16 protein-coding genes and 1 tRNA gene are annotated in these 18,225 nt (G+C 70.3%); 7 read left to right on the forward strand and 10 right to left on the reverse strand.

What is annotated here, in order from left to right; all coding sequences use genetic code 11:
• The 4 genes from ACFOGJ_RS29805 to purU form a co-directional block, all read left to right on the forward strand.
• Positions 1–509: pyruvate kinase alpha/beta domain-containing protein (locus ACFOGJ_RS29805; protein WP_379906973.1), on the forward strand; the 509-nt coding region annotated here is incomplete at its 5' end.
• A gap of 74 nt (positions 510–583) precedes the next feature.
• Positions 584–2,230: a sensor histidine kinase gene (locus tag ACFOGJ_RS29810; protein ID WP_379906974.1), complete on the forward strand. Its 1,647-nt coding sequence runs from the start codon at positions 584–586 to the stop codon at positions 2,228–2,230.
• 137 nt (positions 2,231–2,367) lie between these two features.
• A complete protein-coding gene (locus ACFOGJ_RS29815) occupies positions 2,368–2,661 on the forward strand; it encodes a hypothetical protein (protein WP_379906975.1) in 294 nt (97 codons plus the stop codon).
• Positions 2,662–2,788: 127 nt separating this feature from the next.
• Complete coding sequence (purU, locus tag ACFOGJ_RS29820) at positions 2,789–3,652, forward strand: formyltetrahydrofolate deformylase (protein WP_379906976.1); 864 nt, start codon at positions 2,789–2,791, stop codon at positions 3,650–3,652.
• Between the two features lie 8 nt (positions 3,653–3,660).
• Here purU and ACFOGJ_RS29825 read toward each other — a convergent pair whose 3' ends face one another.
• A complete protein-coding gene (locus ACFOGJ_RS29825) occupies positions 3,661–4,746 on the reverse strand; it encodes an App1 family protein (RefSeq protein WP_379906977.1) in 1,086 nt (361 codons plus the stop codon).
• Between the two features lie 179 nt (positions 4,747–4,925).
• The gene (locus ACFOGJ_RS29830; protein ID WP_379906978.1) at positions 4,926–5,876 is read right to left on the reverse strand and encodes a diguanylate cyclase domain-containing protein; all 951 of its coding nucleotides are present in this window, start codon (positions 5,874–5,876) and stop codon (positions 4,926–4,928) included.
• Between the two features lie 384 nt (positions 5,877–6,260).
• On the opposite strand from ACFOGJ_RS29830, the gene ACFOGJ_RS29835 reads away from it, so the two are divergent.
• Together ACFOGJ_RS29835 and ACFOGJ_RS29840 are read left to right on the forward strand one after the other, a co-directional pair.
• Positions 6,261–8,366 carry a putative bifunctional diguanylate cyclase/phosphodiesterase gene (locus ACFOGJ_RS29835; protein ID WP_379906979.1) on the forward strand — a complete coding sequence of 702 codons (2,106 nt, stop codon included), beginning with the start codon at positions 6,261–6,263 and terminating at the stop codon, positions 8,364–8,366.
• A gap of 118 nt (positions 8,367–8,484) precedes the next feature.
• Complete coding sequence (locus ACFOGJ_RS29840) at positions 8,485–9,591, forward strand: acetamidase/formamidase family protein (RefSeq protein ID WP_379906980.1); 1,107 nt, start codon at positions 8,485–8,487, stop codon at positions 9,589–9,591.
• A gap of 2 nt (positions 9,592–9,593) precedes the next feature.
• Here ACFOGJ_RS29840 and ACFOGJ_RS29845 read toward each other — a convergent pair whose 3' ends face one another.
• From ACFOGJ_RS29845 to ACFOGJ_RS29865, 5 genes are all read right to left on the reverse strand, one after another.
• Positions 9,594–10,343 (reverse strand): metallophosphoesterase, encoded by a 750-nt coding sequence (locus tag ACFOGJ_RS29845; protein ID WP_379906981.1) that lies wholly within the window; start codon positions 10,341–10,343, stop codon positions 9,594–9,596.
• A gap of 38 nt (positions 10,344–10,381) precedes the next feature.
• Complete coding sequence (locus tag ACFOGJ_RS29850) at positions 10,382–11,515, reverse strand: PLP-dependent cysteine synthase family protein (RefSeq protein ID WP_379906982.1); 1,134 nt, start codon at positions 11,513–11,515, stop codon at positions 10,382–10,384.
• On the reverse strand, positions 11,512–11,883 hold the full coding sequence (locus tag ACFOGJ_RS29855) for a Rap1a/Tai family immunity protein (RefSeq protein WP_379906983.1): 372 nt from the start codon (positions 11,881–11,883) through the stop codon (positions 11,512–11,514). Before ACFOGJ_RS29855 ends, ACFOGJ_RS29850 begins: the two co-directional genes overlap by 4 nt.
• 210 nt (positions 11,884–12,093) lie before the next feature.
• Entirely contained in the window at positions 12,094–12,297 is a 204-nt protein-coding gene (locus tag ACFOGJ_RS29860) for a hypothetical protein (RefSeq protein WP_379906984.1), read from the reverse strand.
• A gap of 316 nt (positions 12,298–12,613) precedes the next feature.
• Positions 12,614–12,689: transfer RNA gene (locus tag ACFOGJ_RS29865), tRNA-Lys, on the reverse strand.
• Between the two features lie 181 nt (positions 12,690–12,870).
• On the opposite strand from ACFOGJ_RS29865, the gene ACFOGJ_RS29870 reads away from it, so the two are divergent.
• The gene (locus ACFOGJ_RS29870) at positions 12,871–14,175 is read left to right on the forward strand and encodes an MFS transporter (RefSeq protein WP_379906985.1); all 1,305 of its coding nucleotides are present in this window, start codon (positions 12,871–12,873) and stop codon (positions 14,173–14,175) included.
• A gap of 43 nt (positions 14,176–14,218) precedes the next feature.
• Here the strand turns inward: ACFOGJ_RS29870 and ACFOGJ_RS29875 are convergent, their stop codons facing one another.
• The 3 genes from ACFOGJ_RS29875 to mrdA all read right to left on the reverse strand — a co-directional run bounded on the left by ACFOGJ_RS29875 (position 14,219) and on the right by mrdA (position 18,205).
• Positions 14,219–14,989 carry an SDR family NAD(P)-dependent oxidoreductase gene (locus ACFOGJ_RS29875; RefSeq protein ID WP_379906986.1) on the reverse strand — a complete coding sequence of 257 codons (771 nt, stop codon included), beginning with the start codon at positions 14,987–14,989 and terminating at the stop codon, positions 14,219–14,221.
• Between the two features lie 97 nt (positions 14,990–15,086).
• On the reverse strand, positions 15,087–16,187 hold the full coding sequence (gene rodA / locus ACFOGJ_RS29880) for a rod shape-determining protein RodA (protein WP_379907089.1): 1,101 nt from the start codon (positions 16,185–16,187) through the stop codon (positions 15,087–15,089).
• An 89-nt stretch (positions 16,188–16,276) separates the two neighbouring features.
• On the reverse strand, positions 16,277–18,205 hold the full coding sequence (gene mrdA / locus ACFOGJ_RS29885; protein ID WP_379906987.1) for a penicillin-binding protein 2: 1,929 nt from the start codon (positions 18,203–18,205) through the stop codon (positions 16,277–16,279).
• Between the last annotated feature and the right edge of the window lie 20 nt (positions 18,206–18,225).

The raw sequence follows: 18,225 nt of genomic DNA on the forward strand, positions 1-18,225 counted from the left end.
CCGATGCCGTCATGCTGTCCGCGGAGACCGCGGCCGGCAGCTATCCGGTGGAGGCGGTGGCGGTGATGGACCGGATCATCCGCGCCACCGAACACCATCCCGATTTCCGCCGGCAGCTCGCGGCCACGCCGCCGGGCCATCCGATGACCGTGCCCCATGCGGTCACCGCGGCTGCGGTGTCTCTGGCCGCCGAGATTTCGGCGCGGGCGATCGTCGCCTTCACAACCACCGGCACCAGCGCCGCCCGCGCCAGCCGTGAACGGCCGCCGGTGCCGATCGCGGCCGTGGTGCCCGACGAACGGATCGCCGGGCGGGTCACCCTGATGTGGGGGGTGACGCCGATCGTCGATCGCGACGCCTTCGCGATCGAGGAGGTCGACGGCATCGTGGCGCGCCTCGTCCGCCAGGCGGGCATGGCCGGCAGCGGCGACCGGGTTGTCGCGATCGCGGGATTCCCATTCGGCACGCCAGGCTCCACGAATCTCGTGAAAGTCTGCGCGATCGACTGACCGGCCGGCGACATTGCGGCGCCGCCCGGTCGCCACGGGTACCGGCGCCGCGAGGGGAGTGACCGGAATGCCGCATGAATGATGCCACCCACGCCTTCACCCCGGGCATGCGGGTCCGCCGCTGGCTCGCCGGTCCCCGGCGGTCGCCGGGCCGGAAGCAGGGAGGTAAACAGGGACGGGGACGGGGCCTGGGTCCGGACCTGAAGCGGGGACTGGGATGGGCGGTTCTCAGCGGCACCGCCCTTGGTCTGCTGTCCGGCGGTCTGGCGCTGCTTGCTGGCTTCCCTGCAGGACCGCTGGAGGTCATGGCCTGGACCGCGATGCAGGGACTGGCGGTTGCGCTGGCGGTCTGGCTGCTGCTCGTCCTGCGCACCCGCAGCCGCCTCGCCCGGGCGGAGGCAAGGCTGCACCGCCTGGCGCCGGACGGCGCGATCCCCTTCCGCACCGACAGCCTCGATCAGGTCGAGCGGCTGGAGGCCGGGACCCTGCTGTCCCTGCGGCGCCTGCACGGCCGGGCGGTCCGCGCCGCCTCGCAGCTGGACATGGTGGACGCCCTGGTGGAGGCCGCGCCCGACGGCATCATCGTGGTGCGCCCCGACCAGACGATCGCCCGGATCAACCGGACCTGTGCCCGCCTGTTCGACTACCAGCCCGCCGACCTGATCGGCCGCCCGCTGCACCTGCTGGTTCCGGAGGAACACCGCGCCGCCCACCGCGACCATGTCGAGCGGTTCGCGGCAGGCCCGGACATGCAGGCCGCCATGGCGCAGGACCGCGTGGTGATGGGGCGGCGGCGCGATGGCAGCGAATTCCCGATCGCCGCCTCCATCGGCCGGGCGGAACTGCGCGGGGAGACCGTCCTGATCGCGATCGTCCGCGACCTCAGCGCCCTGGAGCGGGCGAAGCTGGAGGCGGAGGCCGCCGCGGTCCGGGCGCAGGCCGCAGCCCGGCAGGCGGCGCTGGCCGACCGTTCGAAGACTGAGTTCCTGGCCAATATGAGCCACGAGCTGCGCACGCCCCTGAACGGCATCATCGGCTTCGCGGAGATGATGAAACTGGAGACCTTCGGCCCGCTCGGCCATCAGAAGTACCGCGAATATGTCGACGATATCGGCTCCGCCGGCGCGCATCTGCTGGCGATCCTGAGCGACATCCTCGATGTCTCCCGCCTGGATCTGGACACCGAGCCGGCACAGCGGCGGCCCACGGACCTGTCGCCGGTGGTGCAGAACGTGGTGCGCTCCTTCCGGGAACGGCTGCCCGGCGGGGTCACCTTCGACATGTCGGGCTTCGATACGAGCCTGCCGGTGCTGGCCAACGAACGGGCGCTGCGCCAGGTGCTGCTGAACATCGTGGCGAATGCCAGCCGCTTCGTACCCGCCGAGGGCGGCCTCATCGCCATCGAGGCGATCGCGGGCCGGGAGGGCTCCGCCGGCGATGAGGGCGGCCCGGCGGAAGCGGGCGATCGCGCCACCGCCCTGCGCGGCTTCCGCGTCCGCGACAACGGGGAAGGCTTCAGCCAGACGGTGCTGCAGCGCTTCGGCACACCCTTCAACACCGACCGCGACAGCCAGCTCAGCGGCGATGGCTCCATGAGCGGCACCGGCCTTGGCCTCTACATCTGCAAGCGGATCATGGAAGGCCTGCAGGGGCGCATCGAGCTGGCGAACGACGATGGTGCCGTCGTGACGGTGCTGTTCGACGCCGCACCGCCGTCCTGAGCCCGCGCGCCGCCAATCGCCAGGCCGTCATCGCTTCGTGCAGGCAGGCGGGGCCGCAATGCACTAGGATCCGCGCCTCACCAGCCCCTGCCCGCTCCGACCCGCGCATGGGGCCAGCCAGAAGGACCCTCGTCACCATGACCCTGCGATTCCCGCCGCCCCTCTCCTGTCTGCTTCTTGCCGCCGGCATGCCGGTGTTGCTGGCCGGCATTGCGCCGGCCCTGGCCCAGGACAAATGCGCGCCGGAGTCCATCTCCAGCACCGTCGAGGAACGCATGAAGGCCGACAGCAAGACCCCGGAAGAGATCGCCGACATCCTCTCCAGCGGCTTCAAGCGGCGCGTCCTGGCGGGCCGCATCGAGGACGCCAGCAAATGCTCCAGCGACGCGGTGAACGCCGCGCTCGACCTGCTGGCCAAGAAGTACGACTGACGCCGCTCCGCACGCGCTGCCGGCCGCCGCACCGACTGTCGGCCCCTCACCGGCTGCTGCCGTTGCGCCCGGCGGCGCGTGCGACTATGGGAAGGGCCCGCTGCGCCACATGCTGTGAGGGTCCGACGTGCAACCCGGCGAATTCGTTCTCACCCTGGCCTGCCCCGACCGGCCCGGCATCGTCTCCCGCGTGACCGGCTGGCTGTACGAGGCTGGCGGCAACATCCTGGACGCGCAGCAGTTCGACGACCTGGAGACCGGCCGCTTCTTCGCCCGGATCCTGTTCACAATCGTGCAGGGCGACACGGATCGTGACAGCCTGCGCAGCCGCTTCGCGCCGCTGGCGGACAGCTTCGGCATGACCTGGCTGCTGCGCGACCGCACCGACCGCCGCCGCGTCATGCTGCTGGTCTCAAAGTTCGACCATTGCCTGGCCGACCTGCTGTACCGATGGCGCACCGGCGAGCTGGAGATGGACATTGCCGGCATCGTCGCCAACCACCCGGCGGAGACCTATGCCCATCTGAACCTGGGCAGCCTGCCCTTCCACCATCTGCCGGTTACGAAGGACACCAAGTCCGCGCAGGAGGCGAAGCTGCTCGACCTGGTGCGGGAAAGCGGCACCGACCTCGTGGTGCTGGCCCGCTACATGCAGATCCTGTCCGACGACCTGTCGGCGAAGCTGCACGGGCGCTGCATCAATATCCACCACTCCTTCCTGCCGGGCTTCAAGGGTGCGCGGCCCTACCACCAGGCCCATGCCCGCGGCGTGAAGCTGATCGGTGCCACCGCCCACTATGTCACCGCCGACCTGGACGAGGGGCCGATCATCGAGCAGGACGTGGAACGGATCAGCCATCGCGACACCCCCGAGCAGCTGGTCCGCAAGGGCCGCGACATCGAGCGCCGGGTGCTGGCCCGCGCGGTCCGCTACCACCTGGAGGACCGGGTGCTGATGAACGGCGCGAAGACCGTGGTCTTCACCGACTGATCCCCCGCTCACTCGGGCGCCGGGCGGGCGAAGGCATCCGCGGCCACCTCGCGCAGCGCCTCGGCCGACAGCCAGCCGTTCGCCGCCGCATGGCGCGCGAAGGCGAGGCTGTTCCGTGCCACGACCAGTTCGCTGCCGGCGGCATCCAGCGCCGCCGACAGTTCCGCCATTTCCGTATCCCGGTCGGCGCTGTGGCTGACATCGCGGATATAGACCGCCATCACGCGGCCCGGATGCTCCGCGACGATGCGGGCGTACATCTCCGGGTCGTGCTGGCCGCTGTCGCCGATCAGAAGCGCCGGCAGGCTGTCGTAGACCTTCAGCATCTGCCGGATCAGCGCCAGCTTGTGGTCGCGGGCCCGGCGTGGCAGCGGGTGCTGCAGGGTCAGCCCCCAGTCGCGCAGGAACAGGATCGGGCCGACCGGGATATCGTTGATCTCGAAGAATTCGCCCAGCACCTCGTACAGGCTCCACGGCCCGCGCGAGACATAGAGGATCGGGTTGTGGTCCGGCCCGTGCAGGCCGCGATACAGCGCCGACACGCCCGGGAACGCCGTGCGTGCCCGCGCATTCTGCACGAACAGCCGCCACATCATCGCCAGCGCGTTGCCGACGCCGGTCAGCACCACCGTGTCGTCGATATCGCTGACCACCACGAAGCGGCTGGCCGGCGGCGGCACATAGACCTCCGCATAGGCGCTATGCCGCGGCCTGCCGTCCTCGATCAGGGTGACGTCCACCCGGTGCCACAGACGGTCGTCCGGGGGCGGCCGGGCCGGGCTCAGCTGCAGGTCGAAATAGCCGTAGCGGTCGGTCCGGATCCGCTGCTCCGTGCCCAGGCAGGTCGCCACCAGTTCGCAATCGCCCAGGCCGCGACGCAGGAAGCGCCGCAGGAGATCGAGGTACCAGCGCCGCGCGTCGCTCGGCAGGTGCGCGCCGAATGTGGGCTGGCGGAAGACGCGGCCGGTGACATGGAACAGTTCCGCCGTGCCATAGCCGCGGTAGGGCAGGATCGCGGTATCGGGTGCCCCGCGCCCGAAACGGACGGGACGCGACAGCCTGCGGGCGGCCTTCTTCAAACCTTTCAGTGCCAATGGCGGCTCCGGCCCGTCCGTCGCGGCCGCCCGACCCGGGAAGGAACAGCCCTGCACCGTGGTGCCGGGCGTCGCCGGGCGATCCGGCGGCGCGCGGGCGGGCTTCTCCGCGCAGCCGCTCCGCTTGAACGGTTGCCGCCGCCAGATCGTTCCGGTCGCTGCACCGCAGGGCGGTCCGGCTAGCGGGCGATGTCGCCGGCCCCCGCGAAGCGCCAGTGCCCGCGGCCGCCGCGCTTCACCCGGTAGAGGGCACGATCCGCCGCCTCGAACAGGGCGTCCTGGTCCGCTGCGTCGTCGGGAAAGCGGGCTGCGCCGATCGACACGCCGATCGTGATCTGCTCCCCCGCCAGCAGGACGGGCGCAGCCATCGCATCGGTGATCTTCCGGCAGATCTGGCCGACCTGTTCCCGCGTGGCGGATCCCATGAGGATCACGCCGAATTCGTCGCCGCCGAACCGCGCGACAGGATCGCTGGAGCGGACGCTGGCGGCAATCCGCGCCCCCGCCGTCTTCAGCAGCAGGTCGCCGTTCTGGTGGCCGAGCCTGTCGTTGACCGCCTTGAAATGGTCCAGGTCCAGAACCAGCAGGTGCATGGGCTGTCCGGCAAGCCGCGCCTCGGTCACCGCATGAGCCAGATGCACCTCGAAGGCGCGGCGGTTGTGCAGGCCGGTCAGCGGATCGGCCTCCGCCAGATGGCGGATCAGCTGTTCGTCCCGCTTGCGCTCGCTGATATCGACGAAGGTGGCAACCGCCAGGCCGGCTTCCGGCACCAGGGCGCCGCCATGAATGACGGTCCGGATCCTGCCGTTCCTGCAGCGGACATCGACCTCGACCGGCGCGATCTCGCGCGGCTGCAGGGCACAGCGGCCGAATGTGTCGATCCAGGTCGCTGTCGCACGGTCGCGCTGGGCGGCCACCGGATAGGCGCCGTCGACCCAGTCCTGCACGGTTTCGAAATCCCCCAGGTCATAGCCGAACAGATCGCGGAACTTCGCGTTCATGAACAGGATCCGCGCATTCTCCAGGCTCGCCCAGGACATTGCGACCGGCATCGCCTCGACCACCGCCTGCAGGCCCAGGATCTCCGGCAGCGCGACGGCCGGCCGGACGGTCTTGCTTTTCGATGTCACGGACCCGGCCCCTCGCTGCCGCCCAAACGAACCATGCCTGCTCTCGTGCCGTCACCCCCGGGGACGCCCGGATGCCCGTCCCGCCGCTGCGCCGCGGACGCAATGTCCCAGGGTAGGACAGCGAACGGCACCCGCACGTTGATCCTCGTCACAATCGCCGCTTCCCGGCCGCCATCATCCGCGATCGCGTAATGCCAAGCGCCTTGGTCGGCCCGCCCATGACCGGTAGCATATCATCGAATGTCGTATTGAATTTTCCAGAATGGCGCCTATGACATGCTGCCGCCCGCGAGACCGCGATGGACCGACCGGCGCGAAAGCGAGAACCGGCCCGGGGCGGCGATCCTGCATCGTTCGCGGCGGCCGGTCGCGGCGGAGGCCGGCATGCTGAAGGGCGCCGGGGCCTTCTTCCGGAGCGGCGCCGATGAACCGGCAGAGAGCGTCGTCAGCGAGCAGCAGATCCATGCCATCCGGGAGATCCACGGCCTGGCGATCTGGCGCGCCGGGCCCGACGGGGCGCCGCTAAGCCCGAACGCCTGGACCATTGACTATGGCCGCAACCCGCAGGGGGTGGCGCAGGGCGCGGAAGGCTGGCTGGCCTATCTGCATCCCGCCGACCGGGAACGCGTGCGCCCCCTGTGGCGGGAAGCGCTGCGCACCGCCGCCCCGTTCGAGGCACGCTACCGGCTGCTGCATCTGGATGGCAGCTATCGCTGGTCCCTCGGTCGCGGCCGGCCGCTCCTCGATGCCGAGGGAAAGGTGCGCGAATGGATCGGCACCGTGGTCGATATCGAGGATTCGGTGGCGGCGGAGAATGCCCTGGCGGTGAGCGAGGAGCGCCTGCGCCTGGCCTTGCGCAGCACGGCGCTGGGGATCTGGGACCTGGACCTGGCCGGCGGCAGCCTGTGGTGCTCCGACCTCGCCGCGGCGATTCTCGGCCATGGCCCGGAGGCGATGGAACTGGACGACGCAATCGCCTGGCGTCATCTGCATGGCGACGATGCCGAACGCTTTCATGCGGCGCGGCGCGCGGCGATCGCCGGCACCGCCGACGGCGCGCTGGACCTGGAGTTCCGCATCCACGCCGCAGCGGCGGAGGCGCCGCGCTGGGCGGCCTGCACGGCACGCGCGATCTTCGACATCCACGGCCGTCCGGTGCGCATGCTCGGCACCCTGCGCGACGTGACGGAGAAGCGGATGCAGCAGGAGCGGCTGTTCCACCAGGCCCATTACGACGGCCTGACGGACCTGCCGAACCGTCGCCTGGTCGCCCTGCAGGCCGACACCCTGCTGCAGGACGGGCATCCGGTCGCCCTGCTGCTGCTGGACATCGACGGCTTCAAGCTCGCCAACGACACCCTGGGCCACCGCCTGGGCGACCTGCTGCTGGTCCAGATCGCCCGCAGGCTGCGCGACGGCTTCGCCGACAGCCGCAACCTCGTCGCTCGCCTGAGCGGCGACAAGTTCGCCCTGCTGGCGCCCGACGTCACCCGGCCGGATGCCGCCGCCGCCCTGGCGCAGCGGCTGCAGGCGCTGCTGGCAGAGCCGTTCCTGGTGGAGGGACATCCGGTGCCCGTCGGCGGCAGTATCGGCATCGCCCTGGCGCCGCGGGATGCCGCCTCGGCGCAGGACCTGATGCGCCATGCCGACCTGGCGCTGCACGATGCCAAGGCGGCCGCGCCCGCCCTGACCCGATTCTACCTGCCGCGCCTGGCGGAAGAGGTCGCCGCCCGGCAGACCATGGACCTGGAGCTGCGGCGCGCCGTGGAGGCCGGCGAGTTCGAGCTGCACTACCAGCCGCAGCTCAGCCTGGCCGGCAGCGCGGTGATGGGCGCGGAAGCCCTGCTGCGCTGGCGCCACCCGAAGCGCGGGCTGCTGGCACCCGGGGCCTTCTTCCCGGTGCTGGAGCGCACCGCGACCGTCCTGGCCGTCGGCGACTGGGTGGTGCGCCAGGCCGTTGCCGACGCCGCCTGGCTGCATGCGCAGGGCCATTCCCTGCGCATCGCCATCAACCTGTTCGCCGCCCAGTTCCGCACCGGTGGCGTGCCGGACCTGCTGCGCGCGGCGCTGGCCGGCCACGACCTGCCGCCGGAACGGCTGGAGATCGAGGTGACCGAGAACGTCATCCTGCGCAACGACGCCGGCCTGCACGCGGGGCTGCAGGAGATCCGCAGGCTGGGCTGCGGCATCGCCTTCGACGATTTCGGCACCGGCCATGCCTCCCTCAGCATGCTGAAGCGCATTCCTCTCACCCGGCTGAAGATCGACCGCAGCTTCGTCGCCGACCTGGACGATTCACCGGAGGATTGCGCCATCGTCGACGCCATTCTGTCGCTGGGCCGGACCTTCGGCCTCGCCGTCACGGCGGAGGGGATCGAGACCCGCAGCCAGGCCCAGCTGCTGCACCAGCATGGCTGCGACGAAGGCCAGGGCTATCTGTTCAGCCGCCCGGTGCCGCTGCCTGCGCTGGAGACCTTCATCCGCCGTTGATGCGATCCGCTGCCGCTTCCGCTGCACTGCAATCGCCGCTACAGTATTTTTTTGCACTGCAAACTCCGGCTGCTTACGGCCGCTGCGCCGCTGCCGCCGATCGCGACAGGAGGGCCGGATGCACGCCATCAGGATCGACCGCAGCAAGGGCCTGGCGGAACAGCCGGGCTGCGGCCACAACCGCTACCATCCCGATATCCCGCCGGTGCTGGAGGTCGCGGAGGGCGAGGAGGTGGTTCTGGAATGCCGCGACGGCCTGGACGGCCAGATCACCGGCAGCACCACGGTCGACGACTTCCCGAACCTCGATTCCGGCCGCATCCACCCGCTGACCGGACCGGTCTTCGTGAAGGGGGCGGAACCCGGCGACGCGCTGGAGGTGGAGTTCCTCGAGATCGAGGCACAGCCCTACGCCTTCTCCTGCATCATGCCGGGGCTGGGCTTCCTGCGCGACGTGATCGACACGCCCTTCCTGGCGCACTGGAAGATCGCCGACGGCTGGGCGACATCGGAGCAGATCCCCGGCGTGCGCATCCCCGGCGCCCCGTTCATGGGCATCTCCGCCACCGCGCCCAGCCATGACAAGCTGGTCGAATGGACCGACCGCGAGCAGCGGCTGATCGACCGCGGCGGCATGGTCTTCCCGCCCGACGGCGCCGGCGCCATTCCCGGCGGCGGCTGCGGCCTGAAAGGCCTGCGCACCCTGCCGCCGCGGGAGCATGGCGGCAATTTCGACGTCAAGCAGCTGACGAAGGGATCGAAGCTCCTGCTGCCGGTCTATGTCGACGGCGCGCTGTTCTCCGTCGGCGACGGGCATTTCGCGCAGGGCGATGGCGAGGTCTGCGTCACCGCGGTCGAGATGGGTGCCACGGCGGCCGTCCGCTTCAAGCTGCACAAGGGCCTGGCGGCGAAGCGCCAGCACATCAACGCACCCGTGTATTCCTTCCGGCAGGAGATCACCCAGCCCGAGCCGCTGAAGACCGGCACCGTGCTGGCGGCAATGGGCATGCCCTTCACCGAAGACGGAGAGATCGACGGCGAGAACCTGACCCTCGCCGCCCGCAACGCGCTGCTCAACATGATCGCCCTGCTGCAGGAGCGCGGCTTCAGCCGCGAGCAGGCCTATGTGATCTGCTCCGTCGCTTGCGACCTGCATGTCAGCAACGTCGTCGACGTGCCGAACTACACCGTCAGCGCGCTGCTGCCCGAGGTCATCTTCGGCTGAGGCTATCGGCCCGGCACCGCCGCGAAGCGGCGGCTGCCGTCGGGGCCCACCGACAGCGCGGTCAGGCGGCCGCCCTGCACCGCGCCTGTGTCCAGCCCGGTCGCATGCGGAAAGATCGCCGGGCCGTCCATGAAGGGGATATGCCCGAAGATCACATGCCCGAAGCGGCCGTCATAGATATCGGCCCAGAACGGATCGCCCGGCCCCTCATGGCCGGACATCAGGTAGCGGCCGTCGGCGGCGGAGACATGGCCGGTGCGCAGGACAGCATTGAAGCGCCGCCTCTGGCCGGCCGTCATCCGCGCCACCGCCCCGGCATCCGGCGGGAAGCTGCGCATGTCGCCCGGTATGCCGCCATGCAGGGCCAACAGGCCATGCGCCGGCACCCGCAGGAACGGCAGGGCGGCATCCAGGAAGTCGATATCGGTCGCCGACAGCCGGTCATGCACCGCGGCCAGCCCGGGATGACGCGCGGCCTGCGCCGCGGCGGTGTCCGGCCGCAGTTCGCGGTTGCGGCGGTAGCGCCGGTACAGGTCCTCGTGATTGCCCTCCAGCAGCATCAGGCCGTGCGCCGCGCCCGTTGCCAGTTCGCGTGCCAGGCGCACCGCGCCGACGGAATCCGGCCCCTTGTCCAGCAGGTCGCCCAGCAGCACGACGAGGTCGCCGGCCGCCGGCGCCAGGACCGCCAGCAGACGCTCCAGGGCATCGGGCAGGCCGTGGACATCGCCGATGAAATGATAGCTGCGGGTCATGTGCGGGTCATGGTCGTGCGCGCAGGCTCGGGCGACGGCTATGGCGTTGCGGCATCGCCCGCGCCCCAGGCCTCCGCGACCTCCAGCGCCAGCGGCCCGCCGTCCAGGAAGCGCTCGATCGCCGCCTCGGTCGCCGCGGTGTCGAAGCCCTGCGCGGTCAGCCAGTCGGGGGCATGATAGCTGTGGCGGTAGCGCTCGCCGGAATCGCAGATCAGGCTGACGATGGCGCCGCCGCCGTCGCGGCGCATGCGGTCCGCCATCAGGCAGAGGCCCAGGAAATTGGCGCCGGTGGAGCCGCCGACCGCCCGGCCCATGCGGCGCGACAGCACCCGCATCGCCGCCAGCGAGGCGGCGTCCGGCAGCTTCGCCATATGGTCGATCACCGCCGGCAGGAAGGACGGCTCGATCCGCGGCCGGCCCACCCCCTCGATGCGCGACCCGCGGTCGCTGACCGCGTGTCCGTCACGATTGCGATAGCCGTCGAAGAAGGCGGAGAATTCCACATCGACCACCGACAGCCGGGTCGGCAGGCCGCGATAGCGGATATAACGGCCGATGGTGGCGGAGGTGCCCCCGGTGCCCGCCCCCATCACGATCCAGCGCGGCACCGGGTGCCGCTCCGCCGCCATCTGCTCGAAGATCGATTCCGCTATGTTGTTGTTGCCGCGCCAGTCGGTCGCCCGCTCCGCGAAGGTGAACTGGTCCAGGTAGTGGCCGCCCAGCCGGCGTGCCAGGGCCTCCGCCTCGGCATAGATCGCCGACGGGCTGTCGACGAAATGGCAGATGCCGCCCTGATGCTCGATCGCGGCGATCTTCTCCGGCGAGGTGCTGCGCGGCATCACCGCATAGAACGGCACGCCGATCATGCGGGCGAAATAGGCCTCCGACACCGCGGTGGACCCCGAAGAGGCCTCCACCACGGCCGCGCCCTCGCGGATCAGGCCGTTGCACAGGCCGTACAGGAACAAGGAGCGCGCCAGCCGGTGCTTCAGGCTGCCGGTCGGATGGGTGCTCTCGTCCTTCATGTAGATGTCGACCCCGTCCGGCCCCGCCGACAGGGCCGGCAGGTCGAGCCGGATCAGGTGGGTGTCGGCAGAGCGCCGCTGGTCAGCGGCGATCTGGGCGACCGCCCCATCAGACCACGACCTGTCGCTCGGGCCCGGCCCGTTCATTCCGCCCTGCAGGGATAGGCCGCCAGCAGCGCCTGGCGCATGCTGCGGCGGGCCGGCTGCGTGGCCATGCCGGGATGGTCCTTCGTCCAGCCCAGGAACAGCGGCAGCAGCTGCGCCGTGGTCAGCCCGTCCTCCGGCGGGCAGAAATGGGGAGCGGCCCCGTCGCGGCGCGCGATGACGATGCCGTCGATGATCCCCAGCAGATAGCCGCTGCAGAACGGGAAGGCGTCCAGCGGCTGCTCCGCGCGCAGGGCCGGATCGCATTCCCGCGCAAGGGTGGCGGTGCTCAGCCCGCTGCCGGCGCTGGATTGTGCGGCATGCACCGGGCCGGAACTTATGGCGCTGGCCATTGCGAGGATCAGGATCACGGCCCGGCCCCCTGGCGCCCGCTCGCGGCGGCCCGGCATAGGCAACGTCCTGCTGGCTGATTTCATTCCGGCCTCTCCGCAACCGTCCGCCGGATACGCCCCCGCGGCGTATCCGACTGGGCGGGAGAGGCAGTCTAGGTCACGGCATGCCGCCGGGCCAAAGCGGGAGGCGGAAGCCCGGCGGCGATGGGCCCGGCGGCGATGGGTATGTCAGGCCTGCCGGGCGGTCCCGCGATGCGTGCGGCTCGCCCTGGCCAGGGCCCGGCAGGACCGTTCCAGTTCGTCATAGACGCGCTGACCGTTCAGGGCGCGCTGCACCAGCTCGCGCTGGCGGTCGCGATGGATCTCAATGCGCGCGTCGCGCAGGGCTTCGCCGATGGGTTGGCGCCGCAAACGGTCAAGAAGGGTACGCATCCCGGCTCTCCTCCAACAATCCAGTCTGCAGGACGCCGCTATCCGGCCGCCGTCGCTGTCGCAAGACGTCCGTGACGGCAGATGCCTGCCCAAACCGCACCCCGGCCCGCGACCGGCCGCGACACGGAACTGTCGAGCGGCTGTCGCAAGACCCGCGATATCAACAGGCACCGCGCGGTGGCGGTTCCAAGCGGCGCGGCGCCCGGGCAAACCGGGTGGCGAAGAATGCGGAGGGGGAGAGACTGGACCCGGCCCCGCCATCGCCGTGCGGCGAGGGGGCCGGCCACCTGCCTGTCCGGGTCGGACAGGGAGAAGGTGGTGGGCGCACAAGGACTCGAACCTTGGACCCGCTGATTAAGAGTCAGCTGCTCTACCAACTGAGCTATGCGCCCGCCGGGGCGGCGCGGCACGGGGCCGGCCACCGGTCGGAGGCGGGTCTTTAGCAAATGCCGGCGGGGCTGTCGATACCCCAGGCCGCAAATTCGACCGGGATCGATGCATGGCCGCCATGAGCGCGCGTTGGCGGTCCGACCATTGGCGCGATCCGCCGGCCGGGCGTAGCATCCGCACCGCATGTCCAGTCCAGACCGATCTCCAGCGAGCACCCCAGGCAGCACCCCGGCGAGCCCCCCCGCCAGCACCGGTACGCAGGCCGGGCGCGCGACCGACATTGCGGCACCGGCCGCCTCGCCCGCGCAGCAGTTCTGGTACCTGTCGGGTATCGGCAGCTGGTTCGCCGCCTTCGGTATCCAGGCGGTCACCTTCCCCTGGATCACCGCCTTCCTGCTGAACGAGAGCCCGCTGCGCATCGGCATGGCACAGGCCTCCCTCTGGCTGCCGCTGCTGCTGTTCCTGCTGGTCGGCGGCGCGGTGGCGGACCGCTACGACCTGCGCCGGATCATGATCGTCCTGCATGCCGCCGCCCTGGTCCCGCCGGCGGTGGTGGCCCTGCTGGAAGGGGCCGGCGTGCTGACCTTCTGGCCGATCATCGCCTATGGCCTGACAATGGGGACGATCATGGCCTTCCTGCAGCCGGCACGCGACGGGCTGCTGGCGCGGATCGCCGGCGGGCGGATCCAGCGCATGGTGCTGATGACCATCGCCCTGCAGTACGGGCCGCAGCTCTGCGGCACCCTGGCCGCCGGCCTGACCGGCCTGGTCGGCCTGATCCCGGTGCTGGGCATCCAAGTCGCGATCCTGGCCTTCGGCGTGCTGTCGGCCGTCATGCTGCACCCCGCCCCGCCGGAGCCCGGCCAGCGGGAGGCGCCGCTGCGCGCCATCGGCAACGGCCTGCGGCTTGTCGCCGGCCATGCCACCATCCGCACCGTCGTGGCGATGGGCGCCTTCGTCGGCTTCTTCTATGTCGGCGGCTTCCTGGCGATCCTGCCGGTCCTGGTGCGCGACGCCTATGGCAGCGCCGAGCAGTTCGCCGCCTTCTATGCGGTCTGGGCCACCGGCAGCGTGATCATGATGGCGGCGATCATCCGCTTCGGCCCGCTCAGCCATCCCGGCCGCGCCCTGCTGCTGTCGATCCTGGGCTCGTCGGGCTGCATGCTGATCGCCTCCTTCGCGCCGCCGACGGCATGGATGTTCGCGCTGATGCTGGTCTGGGGCGGCATCGCCGGAATCTCCGCCAGCATGAGCCGCACGGTGGTGCAGCAGCTGGCGCCGCCGCGGGAGCGCGCGCGGGTGCTGGCCACCTTCCAGCTGGGCTTCATGGGCAGCGTGCCGGTGGGGGCCTTCCTCGGCGGCTGGCTGACCGACCTGGCCGGGCCCGGCCATGCCATGTGGGCGGCGCCGATCGCGGTCCTGCCGCTGGCCCTGTGGGTGCTGGCCGGACGCCGTGTCTGGGCCTACCGGCCCGACCCGGAAAAATGACCGGCACCGCAACAGCTCTCCGCGCGGCCTGAACGCAGCCGGATCAGCTGTTGTCGATGGTATAGCCGCCGTCGACGGTGATCGTCTGGCCGCAGGTCCAGGCGCCGGCGCGGGAGGCGAGGTAGAGCGCGGCGCCGGCGATATCCTCCGGCTCGCCCAGGCGGCGCATCGGGGTCTGCGCCTCGCGCTTCTTGCGCCGCGCCTCGTCCTCCCACAGGGCGCGGGCGAAGTCGGTGCGCACCAGGCCCGGCGCGATGCAGTTCACCCGGATGTTGTGGGGGCCCAGCTCCGTCGCCAGGTTGCGCGCCATCTGCATGTCGGCGGCCTTGGAGATCGCATAGGCGCCCAGCACCGGGCTGCCCAGAAAGCCGCCGATCGAGGAGACGATGATGATCGCGCCGTCCTTGCGCTCGATCATCTTGGGCGCCACCGCCTGCACCAGCCACAGATTGCTGTGGATGTTGCACTGCATGACCTTGTCGAAGGCGTCGTCGGGGATCTCCAGCGACGAGCCGAAATGCGGGTTCACCGCGGCATTGCAGACCAGGATGTCGATCTTGCCGAAGATCTTGCGGGTGGAGGCGACGAGGTTCTGGATCTCCGACTTCTCGGTGATGTTGCAGGCCAGCGCCTCTGCCCTGCCGCCCTCCGCCTCGATCTCCTGCGCCACCGCCTTGCAGGCGTCGAGCTTGCGGCTGGAGATCACCACCTCTGCCCCGTAGGCGGCGAGCAGCCTGGCGATCGCCTTTCCGATGCCGCGACTGGAGCCGGTAATGACCGCCGTCTTGCCGCTGAGGTCGAAGAGGTCGCGCATGGGGGTCCCGCCTTCCGCTGGTGACATCATTGCTGGCGGGGCGGCTGCGCCCACGGTCATCCCTTTCCAGGTCGTCCAGTCGTCCGCCGGCCGGCCTTCAGTCGACCAGACGGCCGGGCCGGCGCGGCACGATCGCGTCGCGATGCACCCAGACGCAGAGGACGAGGCCGAAGCCCGCCAGAAGGGTCATCATGGATGTCCCGCCATAGGATACAAGGGGCAGCGGCACGCCCACGACGGGCACCAGCCCTGTCACCATTGCAATGTTGATGAAGACGTAGATGAACAGCAGGCAGGTAACGCCGAAGGCGATCAGGCGCCCGAACTGGTTGCGGGCCCGCATGCCGATCGCGAAGCCGTAGGCCAGGACGAAACCGTAGAGGCCCAGCAGGCCGATCGCCCCGGCCAGGCCGAACTCCTCGGCGAAGGTCGTGAAGATGAAGTCGGTATGCTTCTCCGGCAGGAAGGACAGCTGGCTCTGCGTGCCCTGGGCATAGCCCTTGCCGAACACGCCGCCGGAGCCCAGCGCGATCTTCGATTGCAGGATGTGGTAGCCGGAGCCCAGCGGGTCGGTCTCCGGGTTCAGGAAGGTCATCACCCGCTGCTTCTGGTAGCCGTGCAGCATCTCCCACGCCACCGGCATGGTGGACAGGATCACCACGATCACCAGGGCGAACTTCCACAGCCGCACGCCGGCAGCGAAGAACAGCAGCCCGGCGGCGATCAGGATCATCAGCGCCGTGCCCAGGTCCGGCTGGCGCAGCACCAGCATCACCGGCATGGCCACCAGGGCCAGCGGCACCAGGAGCCAGCGCAGGCGGCCGATATCCTCGTAGCTCAGGCCGTGGAAATAGCGCGCCAGCGCCAGCACCAGGGCCAGCTTCATCACCTCCGACGGCTGGAACTGGAACGGGCCCAGCGCGATCCAGCGCCGCGCGCCCATGCCGATCTCGCCCATCACTTCCACGCCGATCAGCGCCAGCAGCGACAGGCCATAGATCACATAGGCCCAGCGCAGCCAGAACTTGATGTCGACCATGGCGATCGCCAGCATCACCACAAGCCCGACGCCGAAGCGCATCAGCTGGCGGCTGGCCCAGGGATCGACCTCGCCGCCGGCGACCGAGGTCAGCATCAGGAAGCCCACCGAGGCGACTGCCAGGATCAGCAGCACCAGCCCCCAGTTGATCTCCCACATCCGGCGGGAAAACGGGATTTCCGGCTCCTGGTCGATGTTCAGATGCGCCAACGCGCCGCCTCCGTCGTGATGCCGCCGGGCGCGGCCGCTCAGCCGCGCTCGACCGGGGTCGCGCGCCGCGCCAGTTCGCCACGCGGCCGCGGGCTCAGCGGGTCGAGGCGCAGCACCTCGGTCATGATGTCCTTGGCCACCGGTGCCGCGGCGGACGAGCCGCCGCCGCCATGCTCCACGACCACGGCCAGGGCATAGCGCGGCGCGTCATAGGGGGCATAGGCCACGAACAGCGCGTGGTGCCGCTCCTCCCAGGGCTTCTCCTCGTTCTTCCGCACGCCGCGCTCGCGTTCGCGCATGGTGATGCGACGCACCTGGCTGGTGCCGGTCTTGCCGGCCATCTCCACGCCTTCCGGCACCTCGGTCTCCACCAGCCGGGACTTGTTCGCGGTGCCGTTCTGCTTGTTCACCACGCCCCACATCCCCTCCTGCACGAGGCGCAGGTTGGCGGCCTTCACGTCGATCTTCGGGAAGGGCGGCGGACCGTCATAGCTGCCCGGCTGCGGCGGCGGGCGGTCGTCCGACATGCTCTCCAGCGCCGCGCGCGGGCGCACGATCCGCGGCACCACCGCATAGCCGCCATTGGCGAGCCGGGCGGCCATCACCGCCAGCTGCAGCGGGGTGGCTTCCACATAGCCCTGGCCGATGGAGACGACCAGGGTCTCGCCCTGCAGCCAGGGACGGCCGATCACCGCCTCCTTCCAGGCCTTGGTCGGGATGATGCCCTCGCGCTCGCCCGGCAGGTTGATGCCGGTCCTCTCCCCCAGGCCGAAACGCATCGCCATCGCGGCGATCCGGTCGGGACCCAGGCGCTTGGCCAGCTCGTAGAAATAGACGTCGCAGCTCTCCTCCAGCGCCTGGTGCAGCGCCACCGGGCCATGGCCCCACTTCTTCCAGCAATGGAACTTGCCCTTGCCCAGCTGCATCATGCCGCGGCAGGTGACCGTCGTGTCGGGCTTGACGGCTCCGGCCTCCAGCGCCGCCAGGGCGACGATCATCTTGTAGGTTGAACCGGGCGGATAGCTGCCCTGGATCGCCTTGTTGATCAGCGGCTTGTATTTCGACGAGGAATATTCCTGCCACTTGCGCTGGCTGATGCCGACATTGAACAGGTTCGGGTCGAAGGAGGGGTTGGAGACCAGGGCGACAACATCGCCACCATGCACGTCCAGCACCGCGACGGCCGCGCTCTCCCCCTCCAGCCGCTTCACGATGTAGTTCTGCAGCGCCGCGTCGATGGTCAGCATCTGGTCGTCGCCACGCTTGCCCTCGGTGCGCGACAGTTCCCGGATCACCCGGCCATAGGCGTTCACCTCGACCTGGCTGTCGCCGGCACGGCCGCGCAGCGCCACGTCGTAGATCCGCTCGATCCCGGTCTTGCCGATCCGGAAGCCCGGCAGCTCCAGTACCGGATCGCCGCCGATCTCCTTTTCCGACACCGCGCCGACATAGCCGACGACATGGGCGAAGACCGGGCCCAGCGGATAGTCGCGGGTCTCCCCCACCTCCATGTGGATGCCCGGCAGGTCGGGGGTGTTGACGTTGATGCGGGCGAAGTCGTCCCAGTCCAGATTGCTCGCCACCTCCACCGGCACGAACTTGCGCCGCCGCCGCACCTCGCGCAGCACCCGCTCGATCTGCCGCTCCTCCAGTCGCACCAGGCGGGCCACCTTGTCGATCACCGCCGCCGGGTCGCCGGCCTCCTCCGCCACCAGCAGCAGGCGGTAATTGCGCCGGTTGCTGGCCAGCTCGACGCCGAAACGGTCCAGCACCCGGCCGCGCGGCGGCGCCAGCAGGCGCAGGTTGATGCGGTTCTCCTCCGCCAGCAGCTGGTAGCGGTCCTGCTCCACCACCTGCAGGTGGTAGAGGCGCGCGCCCAGCGCGCCGAGCAGCGCCACCTGCGCCGCGCCGACCACCAGGGTGCGGCGGGTGTACTGCTTGTGCTGGACCGTCTCCTGATAGGGCATCGGGCTTTCCTAAGGGGCCT

The organism is Marinibaculum pumilum, assembly GCF_042646425.1.
GTDB classification, from domain to species: domain Bacteria; phylum Pseudomonadota; class Alphaproteobacteria; order Ferrovibrionales; family Ferrovibrionaceae; genus Marinibaculum; species Marinibaculum pumilum.